Origin of the sequence: Tahibacter aquaticus (assembly GCF_004363655.1) — a bacterium.
GTDB lineage: Bacteria > Pseudomonadota > Gammaproteobacteria > Xanthomonadales > Rhodanobacteraceae > Tahibacter > Tahibacter aquaticus.
In genome coordinates, this window is record NZ_SNZH01000002.1 from 652,188 (window position 1) to 674,872 (window position 22,685).

18 protein-coding genes are annotated in these 22,685 nt (G+C 66.1%); 16 read left to right on the plus strand and 2 right to left on the minus strand.

From position 1 onward, the window contains the following. Positions 1–21 precede the first annotated feature (21 nt). A complete protein-coding gene (locus tag DFR29_RS05545; RefSeq protein WP_166653889.1) occupies positions 22–864 on the minus strand; it encodes a PP2C family protein-serine/threonine phosphatase in 843 nt (280 codons plus the stop codon). Then, a complete protein-coding gene (tagH, locus tag DFR29_RS30290; RefSeq protein ID WP_133817569.1) occupies positions 861–2,903 on the minus strand; it encodes a type VI secretion system-associated FHA domain protein TagH in 2,043 nt (680 codons plus the stop codon). The genes DFR29_RS05545 and tagH overlap by 4 nt, the downstream gene beginning before the upstream one ends. A gap of 520 nt (positions 2,904–3,423) precedes the next feature. On the opposite strand from tagH, the gene DFR29_RS05555 reads away from it, so the two are divergent. From DFR29_RS05555 to DFR29_RS05630, 16 genes are all read left to right on the plus strand, one after another. Beyond that, the gene (locus DFR29_RS05555) at positions 3,424–6,837 is read left to right on the plus strand and encodes a serine/threonine-protein kinase (RefSeq protein ID WP_133817570.1); all 3,414 of its coding nucleotides are present in this window, start codon (positions 3,424–3,426) and stop codon (positions 6,835–6,837) included. Positions 6,838–6,979: 142 nt separating this feature from the next. Beyond that, positions 6,980–7,426, plus strand: a complete 447-nt coding sequence (locus DFR29_RS05560; protein WP_133817571.1) for a TssQ family T6SS-associated lipoprotein — start codon at positions 6,980–6,982, stop codon at positions 7,424–7,426. A 60-nt stretch (positions 7,427–7,486) separates the two neighbouring features. Then, complete coding sequence (gene tssA / locus DFR29_RS05565; protein WP_133817572.1) at positions 7,487–8,512, plus strand: type VI secretion system protein TssA; 1,026 nt, start codon at positions 7,487–7,489, stop codon at positions 8,510–8,512. Between the two features lie 154 nt (positions 8,513–8,666). After that, the gene (tssB, locus tag DFR29_RS05570) at positions 8,667–9,218 is read left to right on the plus strand and encodes a type VI secretion system contractile sheath small subunit (RefSeq protein ID WP_133817573.1); all 552 of its coding nucleotides are present in this window, start codon (positions 8,667–8,669) and stop codon (positions 9,216–9,218) included. Positions 9,219–9,251: 33 nt separating this feature from the next. Continuing rightward, positions 9,252–10,748 carry a type VI secretion system contractile sheath large subunit gene (tssC, locus tag DFR29_RS05575; RefSeq protein WP_133817574.1) on the plus strand — a complete coding sequence of 499 codons (1,497 nt, stop codon included), beginning with the start codon at positions 9,252–9,254 and terminating at the stop codon, positions 10,746–10,748. A 117-nt stretch (positions 10,749–10,865) separates the two neighbouring features. Beyond that, positions 10,866–11,402: an Hcp family type VI secretion system effector gene (locus DFR29_RS05580; RefSeq protein WP_208113509.1), complete on the plus strand. Its 537-nt coding sequence runs from the start codon at positions 10,866–10,868 to the stop codon at positions 11,400–11,402. 114 nt (positions 11,403–11,516) lie between these two features. Further along, positions 11,517–12,371 carry a type VI secretion system accessory protein TagJ gene (locus tag DFR29_RS05585; RefSeq protein ID WP_133817576.1) on the plus strand — a complete coding sequence of 285 codons (855 nt, stop codon included), beginning with the start codon at positions 11,517–11,519 and terminating at the stop codon, positions 12,369–12,371. Beyond that, complete coding sequence (gene tssE, locus DFR29_RS05590) at positions 12,364–12,885, plus strand: type VI secretion system baseplate subunit TssE (RefSeq protein WP_166653891.1); 522 nt, start codon at positions 12,364–12,366, stop codon at positions 12,883–12,885. Before DFR29_RS05585 ends, tssE begins: the two co-directional genes overlap by 8 nt. A gap of 9 nt (positions 12,886–12,894) precedes the next feature. Then, positions 12,895–14,769, plus strand: coding sequence for a type VI secretion system baseplate subunit TssF (tssF, locus tag DFR29_RS05595; protein ID WP_133817578.1), 1,875 nt, complete (start codon positions 12,895–12,897; stop codon positions 14,767–14,769). After that, positions 14,766–15,929: a type VI secretion system baseplate subunit TssG gene (gene tssG / locus DFR29_RS05600; protein WP_166653892.1), complete on the plus strand. Its 1,164-nt coding sequence runs from the start codon at positions 14,766–14,768 to the stop codon at positions 15,927–15,929. Before tssF ends, tssG begins: the two co-directional genes overlap by 4 nt. A 57-nt stretch (positions 15,930–15,986) precedes the next feature. Beyond that, positions 15,987–17,066: a hypothetical protein gene (locus DFR29_RS05605; RefSeq protein WP_133817580.1), complete on the plus strand. Its 1,080-nt coding sequence runs from the start codon at positions 15,987–15,989 to the stop codon at positions 17,064–17,066. Between the two features lie 15 nt (positions 17,067–17,081). Next, entirely contained in the window at positions 17,082–19,886 is a 2,805-nt protein-coding gene (gene tssH / locus DFR29_RS05610; protein WP_133817581.1) for a type VI secretion system ATPase TssH, read from the plus strand. Positions 19,887–19,901: 15 nt separating this feature from the next. After that, the gene (locus DFR29_RS05615) at positions 19,902–20,465 is read left to right on the plus strand and encodes a glucosaminidase domain-containing protein (protein ID WP_133817582.1); all 564 of its coding nucleotides are present in this window, start codon (positions 19,902–19,904) and stop codon (positions 20,463–20,465) included. Next, positions 20,462–20,959: a hypothetical protein gene (locus tag DFR29_RS05620; RefSeq protein WP_133817583.1), complete on the plus strand. Its 498-nt coding sequence runs from the start codon at positions 20,462–20,464 to the stop codon at positions 20,957–20,959. Before DFR29_RS05615 ends, DFR29_RS05620 begins: the two co-directional genes overlap by 4 nt. A 34-nt stretch (positions 20,960–20,993) precedes the next feature. After that, positions 20,994–21,524: a CHAP domain-containing protein gene (locus DFR29_RS05625; protein WP_208113510.1), complete on the plus strand. Its 531-nt coding sequence runs from the start codon at positions 20,994–20,996 to the stop codon at positions 21,522–21,524. A gap of 928 nt (positions 21,525–22,452) precedes the next feature. Continuing rightward, positions 22,453–22,685, plus strand: a 233-nt coding sequence (locus DFR29_RS05630) for a contractile injection system protein, VgrG/Pvc8 family (RefSeq protein ID WP_133817584.1), incomplete at its 3' end; no start/stop codon positions are given.

Consider the following 22,685-nt stretch of genomic DNA (forward strand, 5'->3'; position numbering starts at 1 on the left):
GCGGCGAGGGATCGGCGTTGCTCAGGCCGCATCCGGACTTGCCTCGGCGACCAGGCCGACGGCCTCGTTCTGATCCGGCCAGGGCATGGTCACTTCGTTGGGCCTGCCCACCCAGACCGCCAGCGCACTGTAGTTGTCCTGCAATGGCGTGCCGCGCGCGCTGATCAGCTGTTCCATCAGCAGCAGCCATTCCTCGGCCGAATCGGCGCGTACCAGCGTTTCCACCATTTCGGCTTCCAGCACCACTTCCCAGAAACCATCGGTGCAGAGCAGGAAGGCATCGCCGTCGTCCACGTCGAAGGCCGCTTCCAGCGCCGTCGGCGGTACGCCGTCGCCCATGCCCAGCGCGGCGAACAGCAGATTGCGCTTGGCATGGTTGCGGATTTCGCTTTCGGCGATGACGCCGGCGTCGACGAAGGTCTGCACGACGCTGTGGTCCTTGGTCAGCTGGCTGCAGTTGCGCTTGCGGAACAGGTACAGGCGCGTGTCGCCGAGGTTGGACCACTGCGCCTTCTGCGCATTGCCGTCGAAGAACAGCGCGGCCACGGTTGCGCTCATCTTGCGCAGGCCGCCGGCCAGCTGCTGGCCGTAGCGGATGGCCACGTCGGTCTGCACCAGGATGCGCTCGATGTTCTGCTGGCTCAGGTCCGGTGCGCTGGAATAGGCCGACAGTAGCGTGCGCACGGCGGTTTCCGAGGCCACGTCGCCGCCGCCATGGCCGCCGGCACCGTCGCAGACGATGAAGCAGGCGCCGCCTTCCGCGGTCCAGTAGCCGCAGGCGTCTTCGTTGTACTCGCGGCCGCCCTGGCCCGACAAGGTGGCGAACTCGATGCGTACGCCGCTGCCAGCGAGATAGGTATTCACCGGCTTTTCCCCGTATTGATGCGATCGATCTCTTGCTCGTAGGCGCGGGCGAAGGCGCGCTGGAACAGGTTTTCGAATTCCTCCCGCGCCTCGCCGACCATTTCCTGGTAGCCGCTTTCGTACAGATCCCACAGGCGCGCCTTGTGCTTGGCCGGCATCATGGTTTCCAGCCCGCTCTTTTCCCCGGCGCGGGCCAGGAATCGGTCGGGTCCGAGCATCTGTGCCACGTCGTACATGGCCGCGCGCGAGCCGGCGAGCAGGCCGACCTGGTGTGCAGACAGATCGTCGAAGGCATCGTCGATCGCCCGCAGCGGCGGCATGAAGCCGGGCGAGCCGCGGCCCAGCAGCTGGGTCAGGGCGGCCGCGCCGTCGGGCGCGAACTTCAGCGGGTTGTTGCCGTCGGTGGCGATGATGGTGACGTTGGCGCGCATTTCGTGTTTGGTCGAGGAGCGTCCGTGCATGAGCCGGATGGTGCCCGAAGTCATGGCCGCGACGATGCGGCCCAGCACTTCCAGCGCCTGCGGGGTGAAATCGGCGATGCAGTTGACGTCGACGCCGCAGCCGCGGGCGAACGCTGCGCGCAGGATGGCGGCGGCATCGGCGTCGAGCGCGGCGGCATTCGCCGCAACCGGTGCAGCGGCGGCAGCCGGCACGGCAGCCACATTGGCCGGTACCGGTGCGCTTGCCGGCCGCGCAGCGCTGGGCGGTATCGGCCGCGCGGCGGCAGGCGCTGCAGCGGCTGGCAGGGGTCTGGCCGGAGCTGCTGCCGGCGGCGCTGCCGGCGCGGGCCGCGGCGCTGCGGCGGCTGGCTGCACTTGTGGATAATGTGGTGGCGGTGCCAGGTCCAGCGCCGCGGGCGGCGCTTCCAGTATCGGCAGGTTATCGAAGGTGGTGATGGCCGTGGCCGGGTCGAGCGCAGGGCCGGAGCCGAGCAGGTCGGCCATCATCTGTTCGGCCGCTGCGGCGGAACTGAGCGCCGCCGGCGCGGCGCTCGGCATGGGCTGCACCGGTGCCATGGTCTGCATGGTCTGGGCGTTGGCCGGGAAGCTCGCCGCCGGCGGTATGCCCTGGATCGGCGGCATGGCCGGTGCGGGTGCGGGCGCGGCGCTGCCGCCAACCAGCGAAGGCACGACGAACAGCGAGTCGATTTCCAGGCCGTGGTCCAGCGAGACGCTGGCGCCGCCCATGTCGATGCCGGCGTCGAACAGTTGCATCGGATCGATCTTGTTGCGGTTTTCCACGTCCAGCATGCGGTTGCGCTGGCGTGCGTCCTCGGGCGATTCGCCCAGCACGTCGGGCTGCAGCACCTGCAGTTCCGCGAACACTTCGTTGACGCGCGCCTTCTCGCTCGAATCTTCGATAGTGACCTCGCCAGCCGGCATGCTGAAGGACGCCAGCGGTGGCGGTGCAGGCGGCGAGAACACGTCGAAATCGTCTGGGATCTGCTGCACCGGCTTGGGCTTGGTCGCCATCGGCATGGCTGGCGGCACCGGTACCGGGCGTGCGGGCGCAGGGCGTGCAGCGGCTTGCGCCACGGGCTGTGCGAGCGGCGGCGGTATGGTCTGCGCTGCAGGCGGCTTCGGCATCGCGGCGGGCATTGCCTGCGCCGATGCTGCGGCCGCGGGTGTAGACACCGGTGACATCGGTCCGAACAGCGGATCGTCGGGAATCGCCGCTGTGGCCTGCACCGGTGCTGCGAACGGCGCAGGTGCCAGTGTCGCAGCGCGCAGGCCGAGCACGTAGCGGCCGATCAGCAGCTGGTCCGACGGACTCAGGGTGCAGGTGCGGCCGGGCGCGAGTTCGTTGCCGTTGATGAACAGCGAACTGCTGCTGCTGAGATTGCTGATATCGACTGCGCCGCCCAGGCCCATGCTCAAGCGCGCCTGATGCCGTGAGATCAGACGCTCGGGATCGTTGAGCGGAAGATCGTTGTCGCTGCCGCGCCCGACACTGACCGGCGCATCCAGCGCACGGCACAACGGCGCGGCCAGGGCCTGACCGTTGTAAGACAGCACCACCAGTTCCAGCCTGACCGACATTCACGCTCCCTCGTGCGCGTCCGCGCTAGGGCGGATGCAGCGGCATTCCCCAACTGCTGCGCCGATGGGTTGCGTGCACGCGCCGCTGCGGAACCGGCCCGTATGTACAGGCCAAGCCCTGAAAATTTTGAAGCTATCAAAACCCACCCAGCTACGCAAACGCAGCAGATCACGGCTGCGACGGGCGTGCAAAACAGCTTGCTTCAAGGCTATAGCAGTGTCTGCGACGTGATCGTGTTGTCATCGCGCGGTAGCTTCGCGACGGCATCGTGAAGCCGCAGTGCGTGATCCTTTGCCGCATCGCAATACGAGAGGCGACACGCGCGCTAACGCAACGCGCCGACAGCTGCAAGAATGCGCAACCTTGAAACAACGACTACATCACAAAAAGTTTACCTTGCGCGCAGCGCCGTCCATCGGCAAATACGGATGGTGATCACAAAGGACAAACCTGCTCTTTGCACTGCGCTTTCATTTAGCCTAAATTGCATACGACGCCCTCCCTCTCCGATATGCAGGCATGGACGCAACTGGTAATTCGCGCGTCGCTCCGATCATTTCCGGCAAGAATCCGCTAGCGGATCTCGCTCCCGGCAATGCACTCGTTGCGGGCATGCGGCTCAGGGAATTCGAAATCGTCGAGACACTGGGCGAAGGCGGGTTCAGCATTGTCTACGGCGCGCGCGATCTTCAGCTCATGCGCGAAGTGGCGATCAAGGAATACATTCCGATCTCGCTGGCCGGCCGCGTTGCCACCACCACGGTGCGCATTCGCTCGGAACACAATCGCGAGACGTTCGAAGCCGGCCTCGTCGGTTTCATCAACGAAGCGCGCCTGCTCGCCCAGTTCAAGCATCCGGGCCTGGTCGAGGTGCTGCAGTTCTGGGAAGAGAACGGCACGGCCTACATGGTCATGCCGCGCTATACCGGCAAGACGCTGCGCTCCGTATTGAAGGAAATGGGTGGGCGTGGCGACGAACCCTGGTTGCGCGGCATCGTCGCTCCGGTGCTCGACGTGCTGGAGCTGCTGCATTCGCGCAACGTGTTCCATCGCGACATCGCACCCGACAACATCCTGATCAAGAACGACGGCACGCCGGTGCTGCTCGACCTGGGCTCGGCGCGCGAAGTCGTGACGGGGCTGCAGAAGGCGATCACGGTCGTGGTCAAGCCGGGCTATGCGCCGATCGAACAGTACTCCAGCGATTTCGCCCTGCCGCAAGGTCCATGGACCGATGTCTACGCGGTAGGCGCGCTGCTGCACTTCGCGCTGATCGGCAGCCCGCCGCCGGCGTCGATCTCGCGCATCATGAAGGACAACCTGCAGCCGCTCGCGGCCGCCGGCCTCAGCGGCTATTCCCGCGAATTCCTTACCGCGGTGGACAAGGCGCTGATGCTGCAGCCCGGCGACCGGCCACAGTCGATCGGCGAACTGCGCGAATTGCTGCGCGTTACCGAGAACGACAGGACCATCATTTCGCTGGTGTCCGAGGCCGAACCCGAGCCGCTGGCGCTGGACAGCATTCTCGATGCGATGCCGCCCGATCCGGCCAGTGCCCCGTTGCCAGCCGCACCGGCCATGCTGCCGATACCGGCGGCGCGTGCCGATGGCGAAGATGAGCGTACGGTGATCGTCTCGGCGCAGGAAGTCGCTGCACTCGTGCAGCAACTGGCCGGCGCCAAGGCCGCCGCGGCGGCGGCGGCTGCAGCGGCGGCTCAATCCAAAGCCGAAGCCGCTGTGGTTGCCGTGGTAGCCGAAGTGCCGGCCGTTGCCGAGATGCTGGCGGTACCTGCGGCCACGGCGCCGGTGGAGCCGGCTCCCGCCGAGCCGCTGCAACAGCCTGCGCTTGCCGCGGCGCCTGTAGCGGTACCGCTGTTCGCCACCCCTGCACCGTCCGCGCCGCCGCCGTTCGCGCCGGCAGCGGAGCTGCCGCGCGAATTTGCCGAACTGGCTCCTGCCATACCCGCGTCGCCAGCATTCGCCACGCCTGCTGTTGCCGTACCTCAGCCGCCGGCGTTTGCCGAACCCGTCGCGTCCGTGTCGCCGGCGTTTGCCGAACCGGTGGCAACCGCATATGCCGAGCCCGTCGCGGCCGCATCGTTGCCGCCCGCTTTCGCCGAGTCCGCCACAGCCGCCTTGTTGCCGCCCGCTTTCGCCGAGCCGATGCTTGCTGCCCCTACTGCTGGTGCGCCGCTGTTTGCCGAGCCTGCCATCCAGCCGGTGCCAGCCGAAGCCTCGTTCGCTGCGCCGCTCGCCGGCGTGCCAACGGTCGCTGCCACGCTCACCGCGCCGCAACAGGTGCCGCCGTCTTTCGAATTGCCAGCGGCCGCGTCCAGCGGTGTCGGCCTATCCGTCCCGCCGCCGTTCGAGCTTGCGCTGGAACCGATGGTCGTGCGCGAGCCGCCGCCGGCAGCGGCCGAACCTGTCGTCGTTTCCGAATTCCGTCTGCCGCCCGAAGTCATCGTCGCGCCGCCGCCGGTCGCGCCGCCTGCGGCGGCACCTGCCGCGGTGTTGCCGCCCGCACCCAGCACGGCCGACAGCGATGCCACCGTCGTGATGACGGCGCCGCGTGCGCTGCTCGATGCTGCCCAGGCCGCGCAGACGCCGCCGCGCGACACGCGGCCGTCCAGCCCGCCACCGCGTGAAGTTCCTGCGGCGCGCACGCCGCCGCGGGCCGAACCGCCCAGGCCGGTTGCAGCCAAGCCGGCTCCGGCCAACGATGCCACCGTCGTCATGGCTGCGCCGGATGCGCTGGCCCTGGCGCGCAGCCTGAGCGCGGCCACGCCGCCGCCGGCTGCGGCCAATGCCAACGACGCCACGCTGGTGATGCCGCTGCCGGCAGCACCCCCGGTGGCCAACGCCGTCGATCTCGATCCGCTGGCCGCGCCGGTCAAGCGCGAAAAGGTGGAGACGAATAGTTTTCCCGAAATGGAAGATCTGCTGTCCGGCCGCCTGACCAGCGAGACGCGGCCGGTTTCCGTGCCCGCGCAGCAGCCCAGGTCGTCCCGCGGCGATGTGCCGGCACCGTCCGTCGTGGCCGCAGCGGCGCAGCAGGGCGGTGCGGGCAAGCCCTGGCTGGTTCCCGTCGCCATCGTTGGCGCCGTGCTGACGGTCGGTGTTGCCGCGTGGTGGCTGCTGTCCGGCCCGAGTGAAGTGCCCCCGCCGCCGCCGCTGGTGGCGGAGACGCCGGCGGTTACGCCGCCGGTGTCCGAAACCGCTACCGCGCCGGTCGTCACGCCGGGCGCGGAAAATCCCGTCGTGGCGGCCAATCCGGGCGACACACCGGCAACAGGCGGTGAAGTCGCTGCCTTGCCGGCTTCGACCGATGCGGCCAACCCGGTCGTCCCGCCTGTCGACGGTGCGGCCGTGGCCGATCCGAATACGCTGGCTGCGACGCCCGCCGATTCGGGCCAGGTGCTCGCGCCGATCAGCCAGCCCAGCGAAGCGACCTCGACCGCGCTGGAAGGCCAGGGCCAGACGCTGCCGCTGACGCCGCCCGAACACGCCCAGCCGATTGCCGCCACGCCACCGCCGGCTGCTGCGCCGCCGGCTGCCGCGACAACGCCACCGCCGGGCGATACGGTAAAGACCGTCGATCTCACCCCGACCACAGCACCGCGCAGCGAGGATCCGATCAACAGGCAGCGGGATACGGCGTCGACGACGCGCAACAAACGCGACGTAAAGCCCGCAATGGCTACAACGGGAAATGTCAAACTTGGCATTCAGCCTTGGGGCGAAGTGTGGATCAATGGCAGCCTCAAGGGTGTCAGTCCGCCGATGCGCTTCCTGCAGCTGGAGCCGGGTACGTACAACGTGGAGTTGCGCAATCCAGGCCTGCAGTCGGTTCGCCGGCAGCTGACCGTGGTAGCCGGACAGCCCACGACGCTGGAACACCGGTTCCAACCCGCAGGGGAAAGCGCCGCAAAGTAGTTGCAGTGTGCCGCGAGACGCGGTACGAGGTCGTCGGGGGGCGGCCTGTCAGATGGATCCGCCGGCAATATTGCCGGTGCGTCGCGGCCCTTTGCCAGGACTGCGCGATCTGCCATTTCATCGAACAGGGGCCAATCAATTCGTGAGTACCACGTCCACCCGGAAAGTCCGTATTGCCGCCAAGCCGCTGCTGGTGCTGCTGTGCAGCGCATTTCTCGGCGCCTGCGTCAGCAACCAGCCCAAGCAACCGCCGCCGCCGCCGCCGGATCCGGCCGAAGTGGCGCGCCAGCAGGCGGAAGTGCGCGGCAAGGAAATCCTGGCCAAGGGCATCGCCGAATACGAGGCAGGCTCCTATCCACAGGCTGAGGCCACCTTCATGTCGCCGGACATCTGGGCCGCCAGCGACACCATCAAGATTGCCGCGCTCAAGAACCTGGCGTTCACGTACTGCGTGAGCGAGCGCCCGGTGCTCTGCCGGCAATCGTTCGAACGCGCATTGCAGCTCGATCCGAACTTCGACCTTACACCGGCGGAGCACAATCACCCCTTGTGGGGTCCGGAATTCAAGAACGCAAAAAACAGGCAGTGACGCAATCGTCGCGGTAGCCGCCGGCACAGGCCGGCGGCTACCCAAGCAACAGGGGCTAAAATGAGTTTGATCGATGTCGATTCGCTGCTGGCTCCAGTGGATGCCGAACGCATCTGCGGGGTTGAGCTCGACTACGACGCTGACTACCTCGCGCTGGAGCGCAGCGTCGAAGGTACGCCGGAGCGCCAGTACGGCGACACCGTCATTGCCGCCGAAGGACCGGACTGGTCACGCGTACTCGCGCAGGCCATCAGCCTGCTCGGCCGCAGCAAGGACTTCCGCCTTACCGTCTTCATTACCCGTGCGCTGGCGCACAAGCACGGCCTGGAAGGCGCGCTCACCGGTGCGAGACTGGTGCTGGAACTGGCCCAGCGTCATTGGACCGAAGCCTATCCGGCGCTCAGCGTCGACGGCGAGGAAGATCCGCTGCCGCGCAGCAATGCCCTCAGCGGCCTGGCCGCGGTGAGCGGGCTGCTCGGCGATCTGCGCGCCACGCCGCTGCCGACCCGCCAGCTCGGTCCGCTGGATCTGGGAATTCTGGAAAAAGTTGCTGCCGGCCGCGATCCGAACAATACCGCGCCGATTGCACGGCACCAGATCGAAGCCTTCCTCACCGAGGAGATCGGCGCCGGCAACAAGGGCCTGGCGGCATTGCGCGAACTGCGCGGCGTGATGCAGGAACTCGACCGCATCGGCCGCGAGCAGATGGGCGCGAGCGAGGCGCCGGAACTGCAGCCGCTGATCGCCTTCATCGACCAGGTCTATCCGCTGCATCTGCAGCGCAAGGCCGACGGTGGCGGTGGCGGCGATGTCGCAACGGCTGACACGGGCAGCGACTACGATGCAGTTCCGGTTGCCGCGGCGGCCGCCGGCGTGCCGCGCCAGGCGCTGACGCGCCAGGACGCGGTACGCATGCTCGACTCTGTCTGCGAGTTCCTCGAAGCGACCGAGCCGGCCAATCCGGCGCCGCTGCTGATCCGCCGCGCACGCGGGCTGATCGGGCTGGACTTCCTTTCCATCCTGCGCGAGCTCGCGCCCGATGGCCTGGCCCAGGCCGAACTGCTCGCCGGCAGCAACAGGAACTGAGCCGATGACCCTGCACTTTGGCAATATGTATTTTTACCCGCTTGACCTGGCTGCCCCGGGGCCGCCGGCAGGCCCGTCCCCAGGCCGTTCGACGCCTGCCACGCTTCGCACGAACACCCGGTAGTCCAGTGGCGATTTTCAGGAGATTGCGCAAATGAGCGGTTCCAAATTCACCCGAACCAACAAGAGCAGCGCGCAGAAGTTCATCGGCCGCAACCGGGCGCCGCGCGTGCAGATCGAGTACGACGTCGAAGTCTACGGCTCTGAGAAAAAGGTACAGATTCCCTTTGTCATGGGCGTCATGGCCGATCTGGCCGGCAAGCCCGTGGAAGACCTGCCGGCCGTCGCCGATCGCAAGTTCCTCGAAATCGACATCGACAATTTCGACGAGCGCATGAAGGCGATCAAGCCGCGCGTCGCCTTCGCCGTGCCCAATACGCTGACCGGCGACGGCAACATGGCGGTGGACATCACCTTCGAAAGTATGGACGACTTCTCTCCCGGCGCGATCGCCAAGAAGGTCGATGCCCTGTCCAAGCTGCTCGATGCCCGCACCCAGCTCAACAACCTGCTGACCTACATGGATGGCAAGACCGGTGCGGAAGAACTGATCGGCAAGGTGCTCAACGACCCGGCCCTGCTGAAGTCGATCGCCGCTGCGCCGAATGCCAGCAAGCCCGCAGACACCGAAAACAGCGACGCCTGAGCGCCGCGCGCATAAGACATCGGGAATCCACTCATGGCGCAGAATCAAGCACTACTCGACAAACAAACCCAGTACGCGGAGAACACCGACTTCTCCAGCCTGCTGCAGAAGGAATTCAAGCCCAAGACCGACGAGGCCAAGGAGGCGGTGCAGGTTGCCGTGCGCACCCTGGCCGAACAGGCGCTCGCCAATACGGTCACCATCGGTGCGGATTCGTACAAGGCGATCGAGGCGATCATCGCCGAGATCGACCGCAAGATGTCCGAGCAGATCAACCTCATCATCCACCACGCCGAGTACCAGCAGCTGGAAAGCGCCTGGCGCGGCCTGCACTACCTGGTCAACAACACCGAGGTGGATGAGCTGCTGAAGATCAAGTTCCTGCCGATCTCCAAGCGCGACCTGCATCGCACCCTGCGCCGGCACAAGGGCATCGGCTGGGATCAGAGTCCCATTTTCAAGAAAGTATACGAAGCCGAATACGACCAGCTCGGCGGCGTGCCCTACGGCTGCCTCGTCGGCGACTACCATTTCGACCACTCGCCGCCCGACGTCGAGCTGCTGACCGAAATGGCCAAGATCTGCGCCGCCTCGCACTGTCCGTTCATTACGGGCGCCGCGCCGACCACGATGCAGATGGAAACCTGGCAGGAGCTGGCCAACCCGCGTGACCTGACCAAGATCTTCGAGAACACTGAATACGTCGCCTGGCGCAGCCTGCGCAACTCGGAAGACTCGCGCTACCTCGGCCTGGCCATGCCGCGCTTCCTCGCGCGCCTGCCCTACGGCGTGCGCACCAACCCGATCGACGAATTCGATTTCGAGGAATCTACCGACGGTTCCACCCACAGCGCGTATTGCTGGGCCAACTCGGCCTATGCGATGGCGGTGAACATCAACCGTTCGTTCAAGTACTACGGCTGGTGTACCTCGATCCGCGGCGTCGAATCCGGCGGTGCGGTGGAAGGCCTGCCCACCCACACCTTCCCGTCCGACGACGGCGGCGTGGACATGAAGTGCCCCACGGAAATCGCGATCTCCGACCGGCGCGAAGCGGAACTGGCCAAGAACGGTTTCATGCCGTTGATCCACCGCAAGAACACCGACATTGCCGCGTTCATCGGCGCGCAGTCGCTGCAGAAGCCGGCCGAGTACTACGATCCGGATGCAACCGCCAACGCCAACCTGTCGGCACGCCTGCCGTACCTGTTCGCCTGCTGCCGTTTCGCGCACTACCTCAAGTGCATCGTGCGCGACAAGGTCGGTTCGTTCATGGAACGCGACGACATGGAGCGCTGGCTCAACGACTGGATCATGAACTACGTCGACGGCGACCCGGCCAATTCCTCGCAGGAGACCAAGGCAATGAAGCCGCTCGCGGCCGCCGAAGTCCAGGTTGCGGAAGTGGAAGGCAACCCCGGCTATTACACCTCGAAATTCTTCCTGCGCCCGCACTATCAGCTCGAAGGGCTGACCGTGTCGCTGCGTCTGGTATCCAAGCTTCCGTCCGTCAAATCTGGCGGGCAATGAAGGTCGGGCTGGCCCGTACAGCCAGCCGCGACAGGACCGAACCGGCCCCCTGGTAAATAACCGTCCGGTTCTCTTTATCCATCGTAGTTAAGGACTAAACGTATGGCATCTCTCGGAATGGGTAGCGTTCTCGCAGCTCCGTCGGTTTCCGTCGACACGGCGCCCAAAGATTCGCTGCAAGACTTCTTCGCAAAAATCGACGGCATCAGCGGCGAGTCGAAAGACTCCAAGCACTCCGGCCAGATCGACGTACTGAGCTGGGCTTACGCCGTCAGCCAGTCCTCCTCCACCCACACGGGCGGTGGCGGCGGCGTCGGCAAGGCCAACTTCAGCGAACTCGTGTTCACGCACTATGTGGACAAGTCCTCGCCGAACCTCCTCACCTACTGCGCCGGCGGCAAGCACATCTCGAGCGTCGAGCTGTCCTGCTGCAAGGTCGGTGACGGCCAGCAGGAATACTGCAAGATCACCCTGAGCGACGTCCTCATCACCCACGTTCGCCCGGTCGGTGCCACCAACAGCCCGCGTCTGATCGAAGAAGTAGGCATGTCCTACGGCAAGATCAAGATGGAAGTGAAGGAACAGAACAGCGATGGTTCGCTGGGCGCTGCCGTCACGGGTACCTGGATGGTCAAGGAAAACAAGAAGGGCTAATCGGCCCTAAGGCGCCAGCGCATCTGCGCCGGCGTCATTTTCCGTCCCCGGTGCGGAGACCGGCGCAAGCTGCTCTCCGTCACCGGTGTTTTTTTCGTTGCAAAAGGGAAACCGATGCGCAAGGACGATGCCGCTTCCACCAATATCCTGCGTCGCGACCAGTCGCTGGCCGAACAGCAGGCCGGACTCGTTGCGGCGATCAAGGCCAAGCCCAATGTGGTGGAGTTGCGCGTACACCTGGCCCAGCTGAGCATGCTCACGGGCAACTGGACGCGCGCCGTGGCCCAGCTGCAGACGGCGGCAACCCTGGCTGCGTCGGCCATTCCGATGGCGCAGATGTACCGCGAGGCGATCCGCTGCGAGATCCAGCGCGAGAAGATCTTCGCCGGCGAACTCGCGCCGCAGACCATAGGCCAGCCCGAGCCCTGGTTCGCCACGCTGAGCCAGTCCCTGGCCAGCCGCGGCAAGGACAATGCGCTTGCCGACGAACTCATGCAGCAGGCTTTCGAAGCCGCGCCTGCAACGGCTTTCGTGCTCGACGAAACACCGGTCGACTGGCTCGCCGACGCCGATTCGCGCCTGGGCCCGATCTGCGAAATCATTCTCAAGGGCCAGTACTACTGGCTGCCTTTCGATCATATCCAGCGGCTGGAACTGGAAGCGCCAAACGATCTGCGCGACCTGGTCTGGCTGCCCGGCCGCCTGACCCTGCGCAACGGCGGCCAGCACGTGGTGCTGATACCTAGCCGCTATCCGCGCAGCTACGGCCTCGACGACGAGCGCCTGGCGCTGGCCTCGCTCACCCGCTGGGAAGAAATCGGCGCCGACGCCTATGCCGGCCATGGCCAGCGCAGCTGGGTCAGCAATGTGGACGACCACGCTTTCCTCGCCGTGCGCGCACTGCAGCGCGCCGACGAAGACGGCGCGGAAGACGCACCGGGCACGGACGAAAGCACGACCGATGAGTAAGGCCAATCCGCTGCAGGGAGCACGCTCGACACGGCTGTTGCCGGTGCTGCTGGACCGGTTGACCGACCACAACCCGGAAAGCCGCAAGGAAGCCCTGCACGAGCGCACCATGACCAAGGCGGAATTCCGCCAGTGCGTGCTGCGCGACATTTCCTGGCTGCTCAACACCACCAATGCCGAATCCGAGACCAGCATGGCCGGTATCGACGAGGTGCGCCGTTCGGTGGTCAATTTCGGCGTACTGGCCCTGTCCGGCAAGCAGCTCGTCGACGAAGACCTGGACGAAGTGCAGAAGAGGATCAGCGGCGCGATCAAGATGTTCGAGCCGCGCGTACTGCCCGAATCGCTGCAGGTGCGCGTATTGCCGTCGGAAAGCGGTACGCATACGCACAACCAGCTGACCATGGAAATCCGCGGCCAGCTCTGGTCCGAGCCGTATCCGATCGACCTGCTGCTGCGTTCGCGCGTCGATCTGGAAAGCGGCCAGATCGTGCTCGAAGACTTGCTGCGCTAGGGGCGACCGATGGATCCGCGCCTGCTCGGCTACTACAACAGCGAACTGAACTATCTACGGGAGCTGGGCGCGGAATTCGCCGCGAACTATCCCAAGATCGCCGCGCGCCTGGGCATGCACGACATCGAAGTGGCTGATCCCTACGTGGAGCGGCTGCTGGAAGGCTTCAGCTTCCTCACGGCGCGCATCCAGCTGAAGATGGACGCGGAATTCCCGCGTTTTTCCCAGCGCCTGCTCGAGGTGATCTACCCGAACTACCTGGCGCCGACGCCGGCCATGTGCATCGTCCAGTTCACCCCGGGCGAGATGACCGGCAACCAGGGCGACTGCTTCCGCATCGCGCGCGGCGAACGCATGCGCGCGCCCAGCCTGGTCGAAGGCCAGGCTGGCTGCGAATTCCGCACCGCACACGATGTGGATTTGTGGCCTTTGCGCGTCAGCCAGGCGCGCTTCGAAGGCGTGCCGACCGACGTGCGCATCCTGCGCCTGCGCCAGGACATGCCGGTCAAGTCGTCGCTGCGGCTGAACTTCGCCTTCAATGCGCCGCTCAGCGGCAAGAGCCCGCCGCCGGACCGCCTGTCGCTGCACCTCACGGGCAGCGCGCATATCACCTCGCGCCTGCACGAGCTGCTGTGCGGCCATGTGCTCGGCGTGTCGGTGCGTCCGCGCGGACGCAACGGCGGCCAGTGGCGCCAGCTCTCGCCAGGCGCGGTACAGCCCGAGGGCTTCGACGACGAGCAATCCCTGCTGCCGTACAAGAGCCGCGGGTTCCAGGGCTATCGCCTGCTGCACGAATACTTCGCCTTTCCGGCGCGCTACCACTTCATCGCGCTGGAAGGCCTGCGTGCGGCGCTGCAGGGTATCGAGGCGCTGGACGGCTTCGAAGTCAGCATCCTGCTCGACCAGGACGTGAGCGACCTGGAAACCGTGGTCGATGCCAGCCATTTCGCCCTGTTCTGCACGCCGGCGATCAACCTCATCTCGATGCGCTCGGACCGCATCCAGGTCGGCGACAGCCGCTACGAATTCCATGTCGTGCCCGATCGCGCGCATCCGCTCAACTACGAGGTCTACTCGATAGAACAGGTGGAAGGCTTCGGCCGCGACAACGCGGTGGAAGCGAAATTCCGCCCGTTCTATGCCAGCCAGGTCGGCGACCGCGGCAACCACGGTGCCTATTTCACCGTGCGGCGCGAACCGCGCCTGACTTCGGCCTCGGTCACGCGCCACGGCGCGCGCTCGACCTACCTGGGCTCGGAAGTGTTCCTGTCGCTGGTCAACCAGCACGAGGCGCCGTACGGCTCAAGCCTGCGCCAGCTCGGCGTGGACATGACGGTGACCAACCGCGACCTCGCCCTGCTGATGAGCGTCGGCAGCCAGCACGACCTGGTACCCGTGGATTCGGTGCCGGTAACCGGCGTGCGCGTGCTGCAGGGGCCGACACGGCCGGTATCGGCTGCGCCCGAAGGCGAAATCACCTGGCGCCTGATCAGCCACCTGGGCCTGAACTACCAGACCCTGACCGACCACAGCCCCGAGCAGGGCGCGCTGGCGCTGCGTGAACTTCTGGCCTTGTATACCGTGCTTGGCGACCCTGCCGTGGCACGCCATGCGAATGCCGTGCTCAAGACCAAGCTCGCGCCGATCACCCGGCGCCTGCCCGGCGGCGGGCCGATCACCTTCGGCCGCGGCGTCGGCATCGACGTGATCATCGACGAAAGCCATTTCGCCGGCACCAGCCCCTACCTGTTCGGTGCCGTGCTGGAACAGTTCCTGGCCCGCCATGTTGCCCTGAACACCTTTACCGAAACGCGCCTGGTCAGCGCTCAGCGCGGCCAGCTGGGCCAATGGGCGCCGCGCTTCGGCAAGAGACCGGTCGCATGAGCACGCCGGAACAGAACCTGTTCACCAGCGGCAGCGTCAACCTCGATGCCGGCGCAGCCATCGACAAGGCCGCCAATGCTGCGGCCGATGGCGCCGCACAGGACCTTCCGACGCAGAAACAGGCCGAGGCGCTGGCTGCGCTATGGCAGGCGCTGGAAGAAAAGCCCTACGAGTACGACCTGTTCGCCCTGCTGCGGCGCATCGAATCGCTGCACCCGCACCTGCCGCGGCTGGGCCGGGCCAAGAGGCCGTCGCAGGAACCGCTGCGGCTGGGGCAGGAGCCTTCGTCCATGTTCGCGCCATCGACCATCCTGCGGCTCGATCCACCCAAGCGTCGCGGCGGACGCAAGCTGGTCATCCACAGCTTCGGCCTGTTCGGCCCGAACGGCCCGCTGCCGCTGGTGCTGACCGAACACGCCCGCGAACGCGCGATCCACCACGGCGACCGCACCCTGATCGAGTTCGCCGACCTGTTCCACCACCGGCTCACCTTGCTGTTCTACCGCGCCTGGGCCGACGCCCAGTCCACCGTCAGCCTGGACCGGCCGGGCGACGAGAAATTCACCCGCCATGCGGCCAGCACCATCGCCTACGGCCTGGCGGCGACGCGCGGCCGCGACGCCGTGCCCGACCATGCCCGTCTCAACCACGCCGGCCACCTGGTGCGGCAGACGCGCAATGCCGAGGGCCTGGCGCGCATCCTGGCGAACTTCTTCCGCGTGCCGGCGGCGATCGAGGAATTCGTCGGTCGCTGGCTGCCCTTGCCGCGCGACCAGCGCACCCGCCTGAATGCCAATCGCGGCGCCCAGCTGGGCGTGGACGCGGTCGCCGGTGCGGCGGTATGGGACCGGCAGCACCGCTTCCGCGTGCGCCTGGGGCCGATGCCGCGGCCGGCCTACGACGACCTGCTGCCGCCGGGCACCAGCCATCGCCAGCTGCTGGACTGGGTGCGCAGCTACATCGGTATCGAGCTGGACTGGGACGTACGCCTGGTGCTGCGCCGCATCGACGTGCCACAGGCCCGCCTGGGGGGCGATACTCGTCTGGGCTGGACCACCTGGCTGGGCCCCGGCGCTGCCGAGCGCGACCGTGGCGACCTGGTCTTGGACCCGGAACGCATCCGCGCCGAGCGCGGCGAACCGGCCGCGGTGGCCGCCTAGGCGGCGTTGTACAAGAAACGCCTTTTGAACTTTGCTACAGCAACACGGAATCCGATCATGATCAGGCCAGAACTGCGCAATTTCCTCACCCCCGTCCGTACCGCGGCCGTCCTGGTCTTCGCCCTCGCCACGGCTGCGGCCCAGGCGGCGCCGCCGCCGGACGCTTCCCTGGTACAGGCGCTGGAAGGTATCTGGCAAGGCCAGCGCCCGGCCGTCACTCGCCTGAGCGAAGACTATACGCGCGACCCCTCGGTCGACCCGCCGCGCTATACCGTGCCGGTCAAGGACGCTCCGGAATACGTCGCGCTGGATGCGGAACACAGCGAGATCGAACTGGGCAAGAAGCGCTTCGTCGCCAACGAATCGCCCTGGGGGCCGTTCCCGCTGATCAATACCGACGATGCGGAACTGCTGGAAATCAACTTCGCCAGGAAGCGCTACGTGGTCATTTCGGCCATCGGCGCCGGTCTCTACGGCATCGGCGATTGGCAGCGCTTCGGTTTCCTCCACGTCATCGACGTGAGCAACCGCGGCACGCCGGTGTACTACCCGCTGTTTGCCGAAGCCGGCATGCGCGACAAGGTGCTCGGCCGCCTGCCCAATTCGGCTGTGCTCAACTTCGCCCGCCTGGTGCCGTCGCGCTGGGCCAACAACACCCAGGTCAATGGTTACGAAGTGCTGCTGTACTCGCTGCAGCCGCGCGGGCCGGAGCGCGTCATCGGCGACGACGCCCGTCCGCTGGCCTATACCCTGACCCGCGACGACGCCAACGCCCCCTGGGTGCTGGCACGTACGCCGGCCACGCCGATCGCCAACGTGCGCGACGATGCCAACCGCGCCTTCAGCGCACCGCCAATGAAAAACGCACTGCCGCAAACGCCCGTACCGGCCAGCAGCGGCGGCACGGCCGCGGCGGCAACCGCCGCGCCGGCCGCCACCAGCGGCCAGGCCCAGGCTGCCACCGATCCGGCCAGCGACCCGGCCGCGGCGAAGAAGAAGGCGCGCAAGGACAAGAACGACCAGCGCAAGAAAGAAGTCAAAGACGCGGCCAGCGAGATTGCCAAGGACGCCGCCAAGGACGCGGCTTCCGAAGCCGCCTCGGAAGCCGCCAAGAAAGCCATTCCCTCCATCCGGTGAAGGAACGCCCGTCCCATGAGTGAAATCAGTCGTACCGCGCTGTTCGGCAAACTCAACCCCATCCTGTACAAGGCGGTCGAGGGCGCAGCCGTATTCTGCAAATTGCGCGGTAATCCCTATGTGGAACTGGTGCACTGGCTGCACCAGCTGCTGCAGAACAACGACAGCGACCTGCACCGCATCATCCGCCATTACAAGCTGGATGCGGCCAAGCTGGCGGCGGACATGGTGCGTGCGCTGGATCGCCTGCCCAACGGCGCCACCACCATCAGCGACCTGTCCGACCATCTGCAGAACGCGGTCGAGCGCGGCTGGGTCTACGCCACGCTGATGTTCAACCAGAACCAGGTACGCGGCGCCACGCTGCTGCTGGGCATTCTGAAGACCACCAGCCTGCGTACCGTGCTGCATGCGATGTCGAAGGAATTCGCCAACATCGACCCGGACAAGTTCTCTGCCGAGCTGGTCAAGGTGGTGGCCGGCTCGCCCGAAGACGCCCAGGGCGCCACCGACGGCAGCGGCCTGGACGCCAGCGGCGGCCCGGGCGAAGTCAGCGGTGCGATGTCGCCGGCGACCATGGGCAAGCAGGAAGCGCTGCGCAAGTTCGCAGTCGACCTGACCGAACGTGCGCGCAACGGCGAGATCGACCCGATCACTGGGCGCGAAGACGAAATCCGCCAGATCGTCGACATCCTTATGCGCCGGCGGCAGAACAACCCGCTGCTGACCGGCGAAGCCGGCGTCGGCAAGACCGCCGTGGTGGAAGGCTTCGCCCTGCGCATCGCCAGCGGCGACGTGCCGCCGCAGCTGCAGGAAGTGTCGCTGCTCATGCTCGACATCGGCCTGCTGCAGGCCGGCGCCAGCATGAAGGGCGAATTCGAGCAGCGCCTGCGCCAGATCATCGACGAAGTACAGGCCAGCCCCAAGCCCATCATCCTGTTCATCGACGAAGTGCATACCCTGATCGGCGCCGGCGGCACCGCCGGTACCGGCGACGCGGCCAACCTGCTCAAGCCCGCGCTGGCGCGCGGCACCTTGCGCACCATCGGCGCGACGACCTGGAGCGAATACAAGAAGCACATCGAGAAAGACCCGGCCCTGACCCGCCGCTTCCAGGTGGTGCAGGTCGGCGAGCCCGACGAGGACAAGGCCATCAACATGGTCCGCGGCATTGTCGGCATTCTGGAAAAGCACCACAAAATCACCTTGCTCGATGAAGCGGTGACCGCGGCCGTGCGCCTGTCGCACCGCTACATCCCCGCGCGCCAGCTGCCGGACAAGGCGATCAGCCTGCTCGACACCGCCTGCGCCCGCGTCGCCGTCAGCCAGCACACCTCGCCGGCGGAACTGGAAGACTGCAACCGTCTGATCGAGATCCTGCGCACCGAACAGGGCATCATCGAGCGCGAAGACGCCGTCGGCCAGGACGTGACCGAGCGGCGCGAACGCTGCGATACACGCCTGGCGCAGGAACTCAAGCGCCAGGAAGGCCTGCATCTGCGCTGGGAACAGGAAAACGAACTCGCCACGCGCCTGCTCGACCTGCGCGCGCGCCTGCGTGAACTTGCTGCTGCGGCCAAGGCCGCCAAGCAAAAGGCCGAAGCCGACGGCGGCGCTGCCGAAACCGCGGCCGTGGCCGCAGCGCCATCGGCTGACGGCGCCGACGCGACGGCCGTAGCCAGCGCCGAAGGCAGCGAAGGCAAGCGCGACCGCGCCTCCCTGCTGGCCGAACACGCTGCGGTACAGGCCGAACTCGAAGCATTGCAGGGCGAATCGCCGCTGATCCTGCCGGCTGTGGACGAAACCGCCGTCGCCTCGGTCGTGGCCGACTGGACCGGCATCCCGGTAGGCCGCATGGTGCGCAACGAAATCACCGCCGTGCTGCAGCTGGTCGATACACTGGACCGCCGCGTCGTCGGCCAGCGCCACGCGCTGGAACTGATCACCAAGCGCATCCAGACCTCGCGCGCGCGCCTGGACAACCCGAACAAGCCGATCGGCGTGTTCATGCTGGTCGGCCCGTCCGGCGTGGGCAAGACCGAGACCGCCCTGGCCCTGGCCGAAAGCCTCTACGGCGGCGAGCAGAACCTCATCACCATCAACATGAGCGAGTTCCAGGAGGCGCATACCGTCTCCACGCTCAAGGGCGCCCCGCCGGGCTATGTCGGCTACGGCGAAGGCGGCGTTCTGACCGAGGCGGTGCGGCGCAAGCCGTATTCCGTGGTACTTCTGGACGAAGTGGAAAAAGCCCACTCCGACGTGCACGAACTGTTCTTCCAGGTATTCGACAAGGGCTGGATGGAAGACGGCGAAGGCCGCGACATCGACTTCCGCAACACCATCATCCTGCTGACCTCCAACGTCGGCACCGACCTGGTGATGAAGCTCACTGCCGATCCGGAACTCGCGCCCGAACCCGAAGCATTGGCCACGGCCCTGCGCGAGCCGCTGCTGCAGAAGTTTCCGCCGGCCTTCCTCGGCCGCCTGGTCACGATTCCCTACTACCCGCTGTCCAACGACACGTTGGCGCGCATCGTCAAGCTGCAGCTGGGCCGCATCCAGAAGCGCATCGCCGAGCAGCACGGTATCGATTTCGCCTACAGCGACGATGCGGTGCAGCTGGTGATCAAGCGCTGTACCGAAGTGGAATCTGGCGGACGCATGATCGACGCCATCCTCACGCATACGGTATTGCCGACCGTGAGCCGCGAATTCCTCAGCCGCCTGGCCGAGGGCAAGCCGCTGCACACGATACGCCTGAGCGTCGCCGCCGACGATTTCCACTACACCTACGACAGCGACACCGTCGCCGCCGACTGACCGGAGAAGGCCGCCATGCCCGCGAACTTTGCACCAGGACCGTTGGGACAGGATTCGACCGAGTCGCGCGGCCGCATCGATCGCGGCACCCTGGCCCGCGTCGCCACGCCGCAGCCTACCCAGCTGGCGGCGAACGCGCCGCCGCCGCAGGTCAAGCCAACCGCCGTCAACCCGCCCCACGTGACCAAGTTCTTCGATGCGCTGTATGACGTGCTGAAGAAGCTGGCCGACGAACTGGGTATCAACGAAGACTACATCCTCGCGCTGTCGTCTTATGAAAGCGGCTGGTACAACCCGCACAACAGCGGTTTGTGCAATCCGTTCGGCCTGACCAAGGCCGGCGGCAACAACCTGGCCTATGCCAGTCCCAAGGCCGCGGCCGACTACTGGAAGACGCAGTTCGGCCCACAGGTGCGCGGCGTCACGTCGATCAAGTCGTTCACCGACGGCCTGCTCGGTAAGCCACATGTATACAATTCGGTCAATCCGAAATGGGCCTCCAACGTACAGGCCCAGTACGCGACCATCGTCAAGCGCAAGCCGATCTGGCTGGCCCAGCGGGTCAAGAAGAAAACATGATGCTCGTACTGTTCGCGAGCCTGGCTCTTGCGGCGGCGCCGGCGGCCAAGCCGTTCGAGCGCAGCGGCGACTACTACCAGGCGCGCTTCGAACTGCCGCGCGGCTGGAAGGCGTGCAGCGACAAGGCACCGGCACCGAACCGAGGCTTTCGCCTGATGCCTGCGCGCGGCGACTGCACCGGCTCTGCTGCCGCGCCGGTAGTGTTGTATACCGAGTTCGACATGAGCGACAGCGAGGCCGATACCGTCGCTGCCGACCGCCTGCGTGAAGACGGCTGCAGCGGCAGTGTGACGGCCAGCGACTTTGCCGGCCGTCGCTGGAATCTGTGCGCCAATGCCGACGGCACGCGCATCGCCCTGCATATCCTGCGCTGCGACGGCGATACGCCGCTGCTGGTGCGCGTACAGCAGAACGACGCGGCCGATGCCAGCGCGGGCCTGCTGTTCCAGCGTGTGCTGCAGCACACGCAGTTGCGCTGTCCGAAAGCTTCCTGATTTCTCCCCGTTCGCCGCTGCCCAAGGAGACGCCATGCCATCCCCCGTTCGTCCCGGACCGCTAGGGGTCGACAGCAACAATTTCCAGATCGATTTCGGCACCTTGATGCGCGTTGCCACGCCAGTGCCGACCCTGCTGCCCGAGCCGCTGCAACCGGCCCAGGCCACGCCCGTACCGCAGGCCGGGGTGACGGGCTACAGCGTCGATGCGGCGGTCAAGCATATCGACTCGAATGCGCATGCCGACTCCCAGGGCAAGTGCGCCCGCTACGTGCGCGAAGCGATCGAGAAAGGCGGTGCCAAGATCCCGATGCCGCGGCCGACCTATGCCAAGGACTACGGCCCGGTACTGAGCAAGCTTGGATTCGGTCGCATTCCCAACGGCAGCTATACGCCGCAGCGTGGCGACATCGCCGTTATCCAGCCGCCCAAGGGCAGCAGTGCGGGACATATGCAGATGTTCAACGGCACGATCTGGGTTTCCGATTTTCGCCAGAAAGCGGAAATCTATCCGGGTGCGGCCTACCGCAAGGACAAGCCCGAGTACGAAATCTTCCGTCCTTGATGCAGCGGCGCTCCGTCGCGGCGACCTAGGCCGCGGCCCCGCGGCGCGGCAGCATCATTGCGGCGGCTTTGCGGGCCTTGCCCGCGGTCGCGCGGCAGCGCACGCGAACGCGAACGCAGCGACGAAGGGCAGGGCTGCTCGATCTGAAAAAAATCCATGTGGAATTTGCGGCGCATCGAGGGGGCGGTGCGGCAGTCGACCAGTGCGTTGCTGTTGCGCCTGGCGCCGGCGACGATTGTGGCAACGCAGCGCAGTGCAATTCTGCATAGCGTTACTTCTGCATTGGCGGTTGGTTTGCGCTATACCGTGAAGTCTGCGCATTCGGTCGGGCTCGTCCTCGTTCTCGCCAGCGGCGGTAGCGGTATCGAACCGTCACGGGCGCGAGTCCGTCCGGTCGCCTTGCAGCCGCAGCTGGACATACTGCCGCCGATCCGGCAATCCGGAATCTTTTAGCCAAACGCCTGCGGCGCCGCAGACGCTGCCCCCGCGAATTTGCCTCAGTCTCCTGCCGTAGCCTTTTTTGTCGCAAGGCCTGCGATGTTTCTTGCCCAGACTGCAGTAGCTTTTTTGCGCATCGACCCGCTACTCGCCAGCAGGTTCGTTAAAAACATGAAAATCAATCCTGCGGGCGGAGCCGATTGCCGTAAAGCTCCTGCAAATAGCCGCTGCTTCTAAGTCCAGCGATGAAAAAAACTGGCACTATCCTCACCATAAGCAGGAGAAACGATACAGCCATGGACGGTCTGACAGATTTCTTTGATGCAGCGGCAGCTGTCCAGTGCGGGCCTGATTGCTGTCCTATCTGCCGCTCGCACACGCCAACCAGGCGTCGTGCCGCCGTCGATCTCGTATTCCCCGGCCGCCGCCACGCGTGCCTGCCTGCTGCCGTGCGCTGTTTCCCGATTGCCCGTCTGTCCGAGGATTCCGTATGAATCGCACCCTGAACGTAACGACGCCGCTGGGTCCGGAAGTGCTGCGTTTCGACAGCCTGGAAGGGCGTGAAGCGCTGTCGCAGCTGTTCGACTTCCAGCTGACGCTGAAAAGCGAAGAAAAAGGGCTATCGCCGCAGGCCATGCTGGGCCAGCCGGTGACCGTCGATTTCGAACTGGACGGCGGTGCCCGGCGCTACCTGAACGGCCAATGCGTGCACTTCCGCTCGGC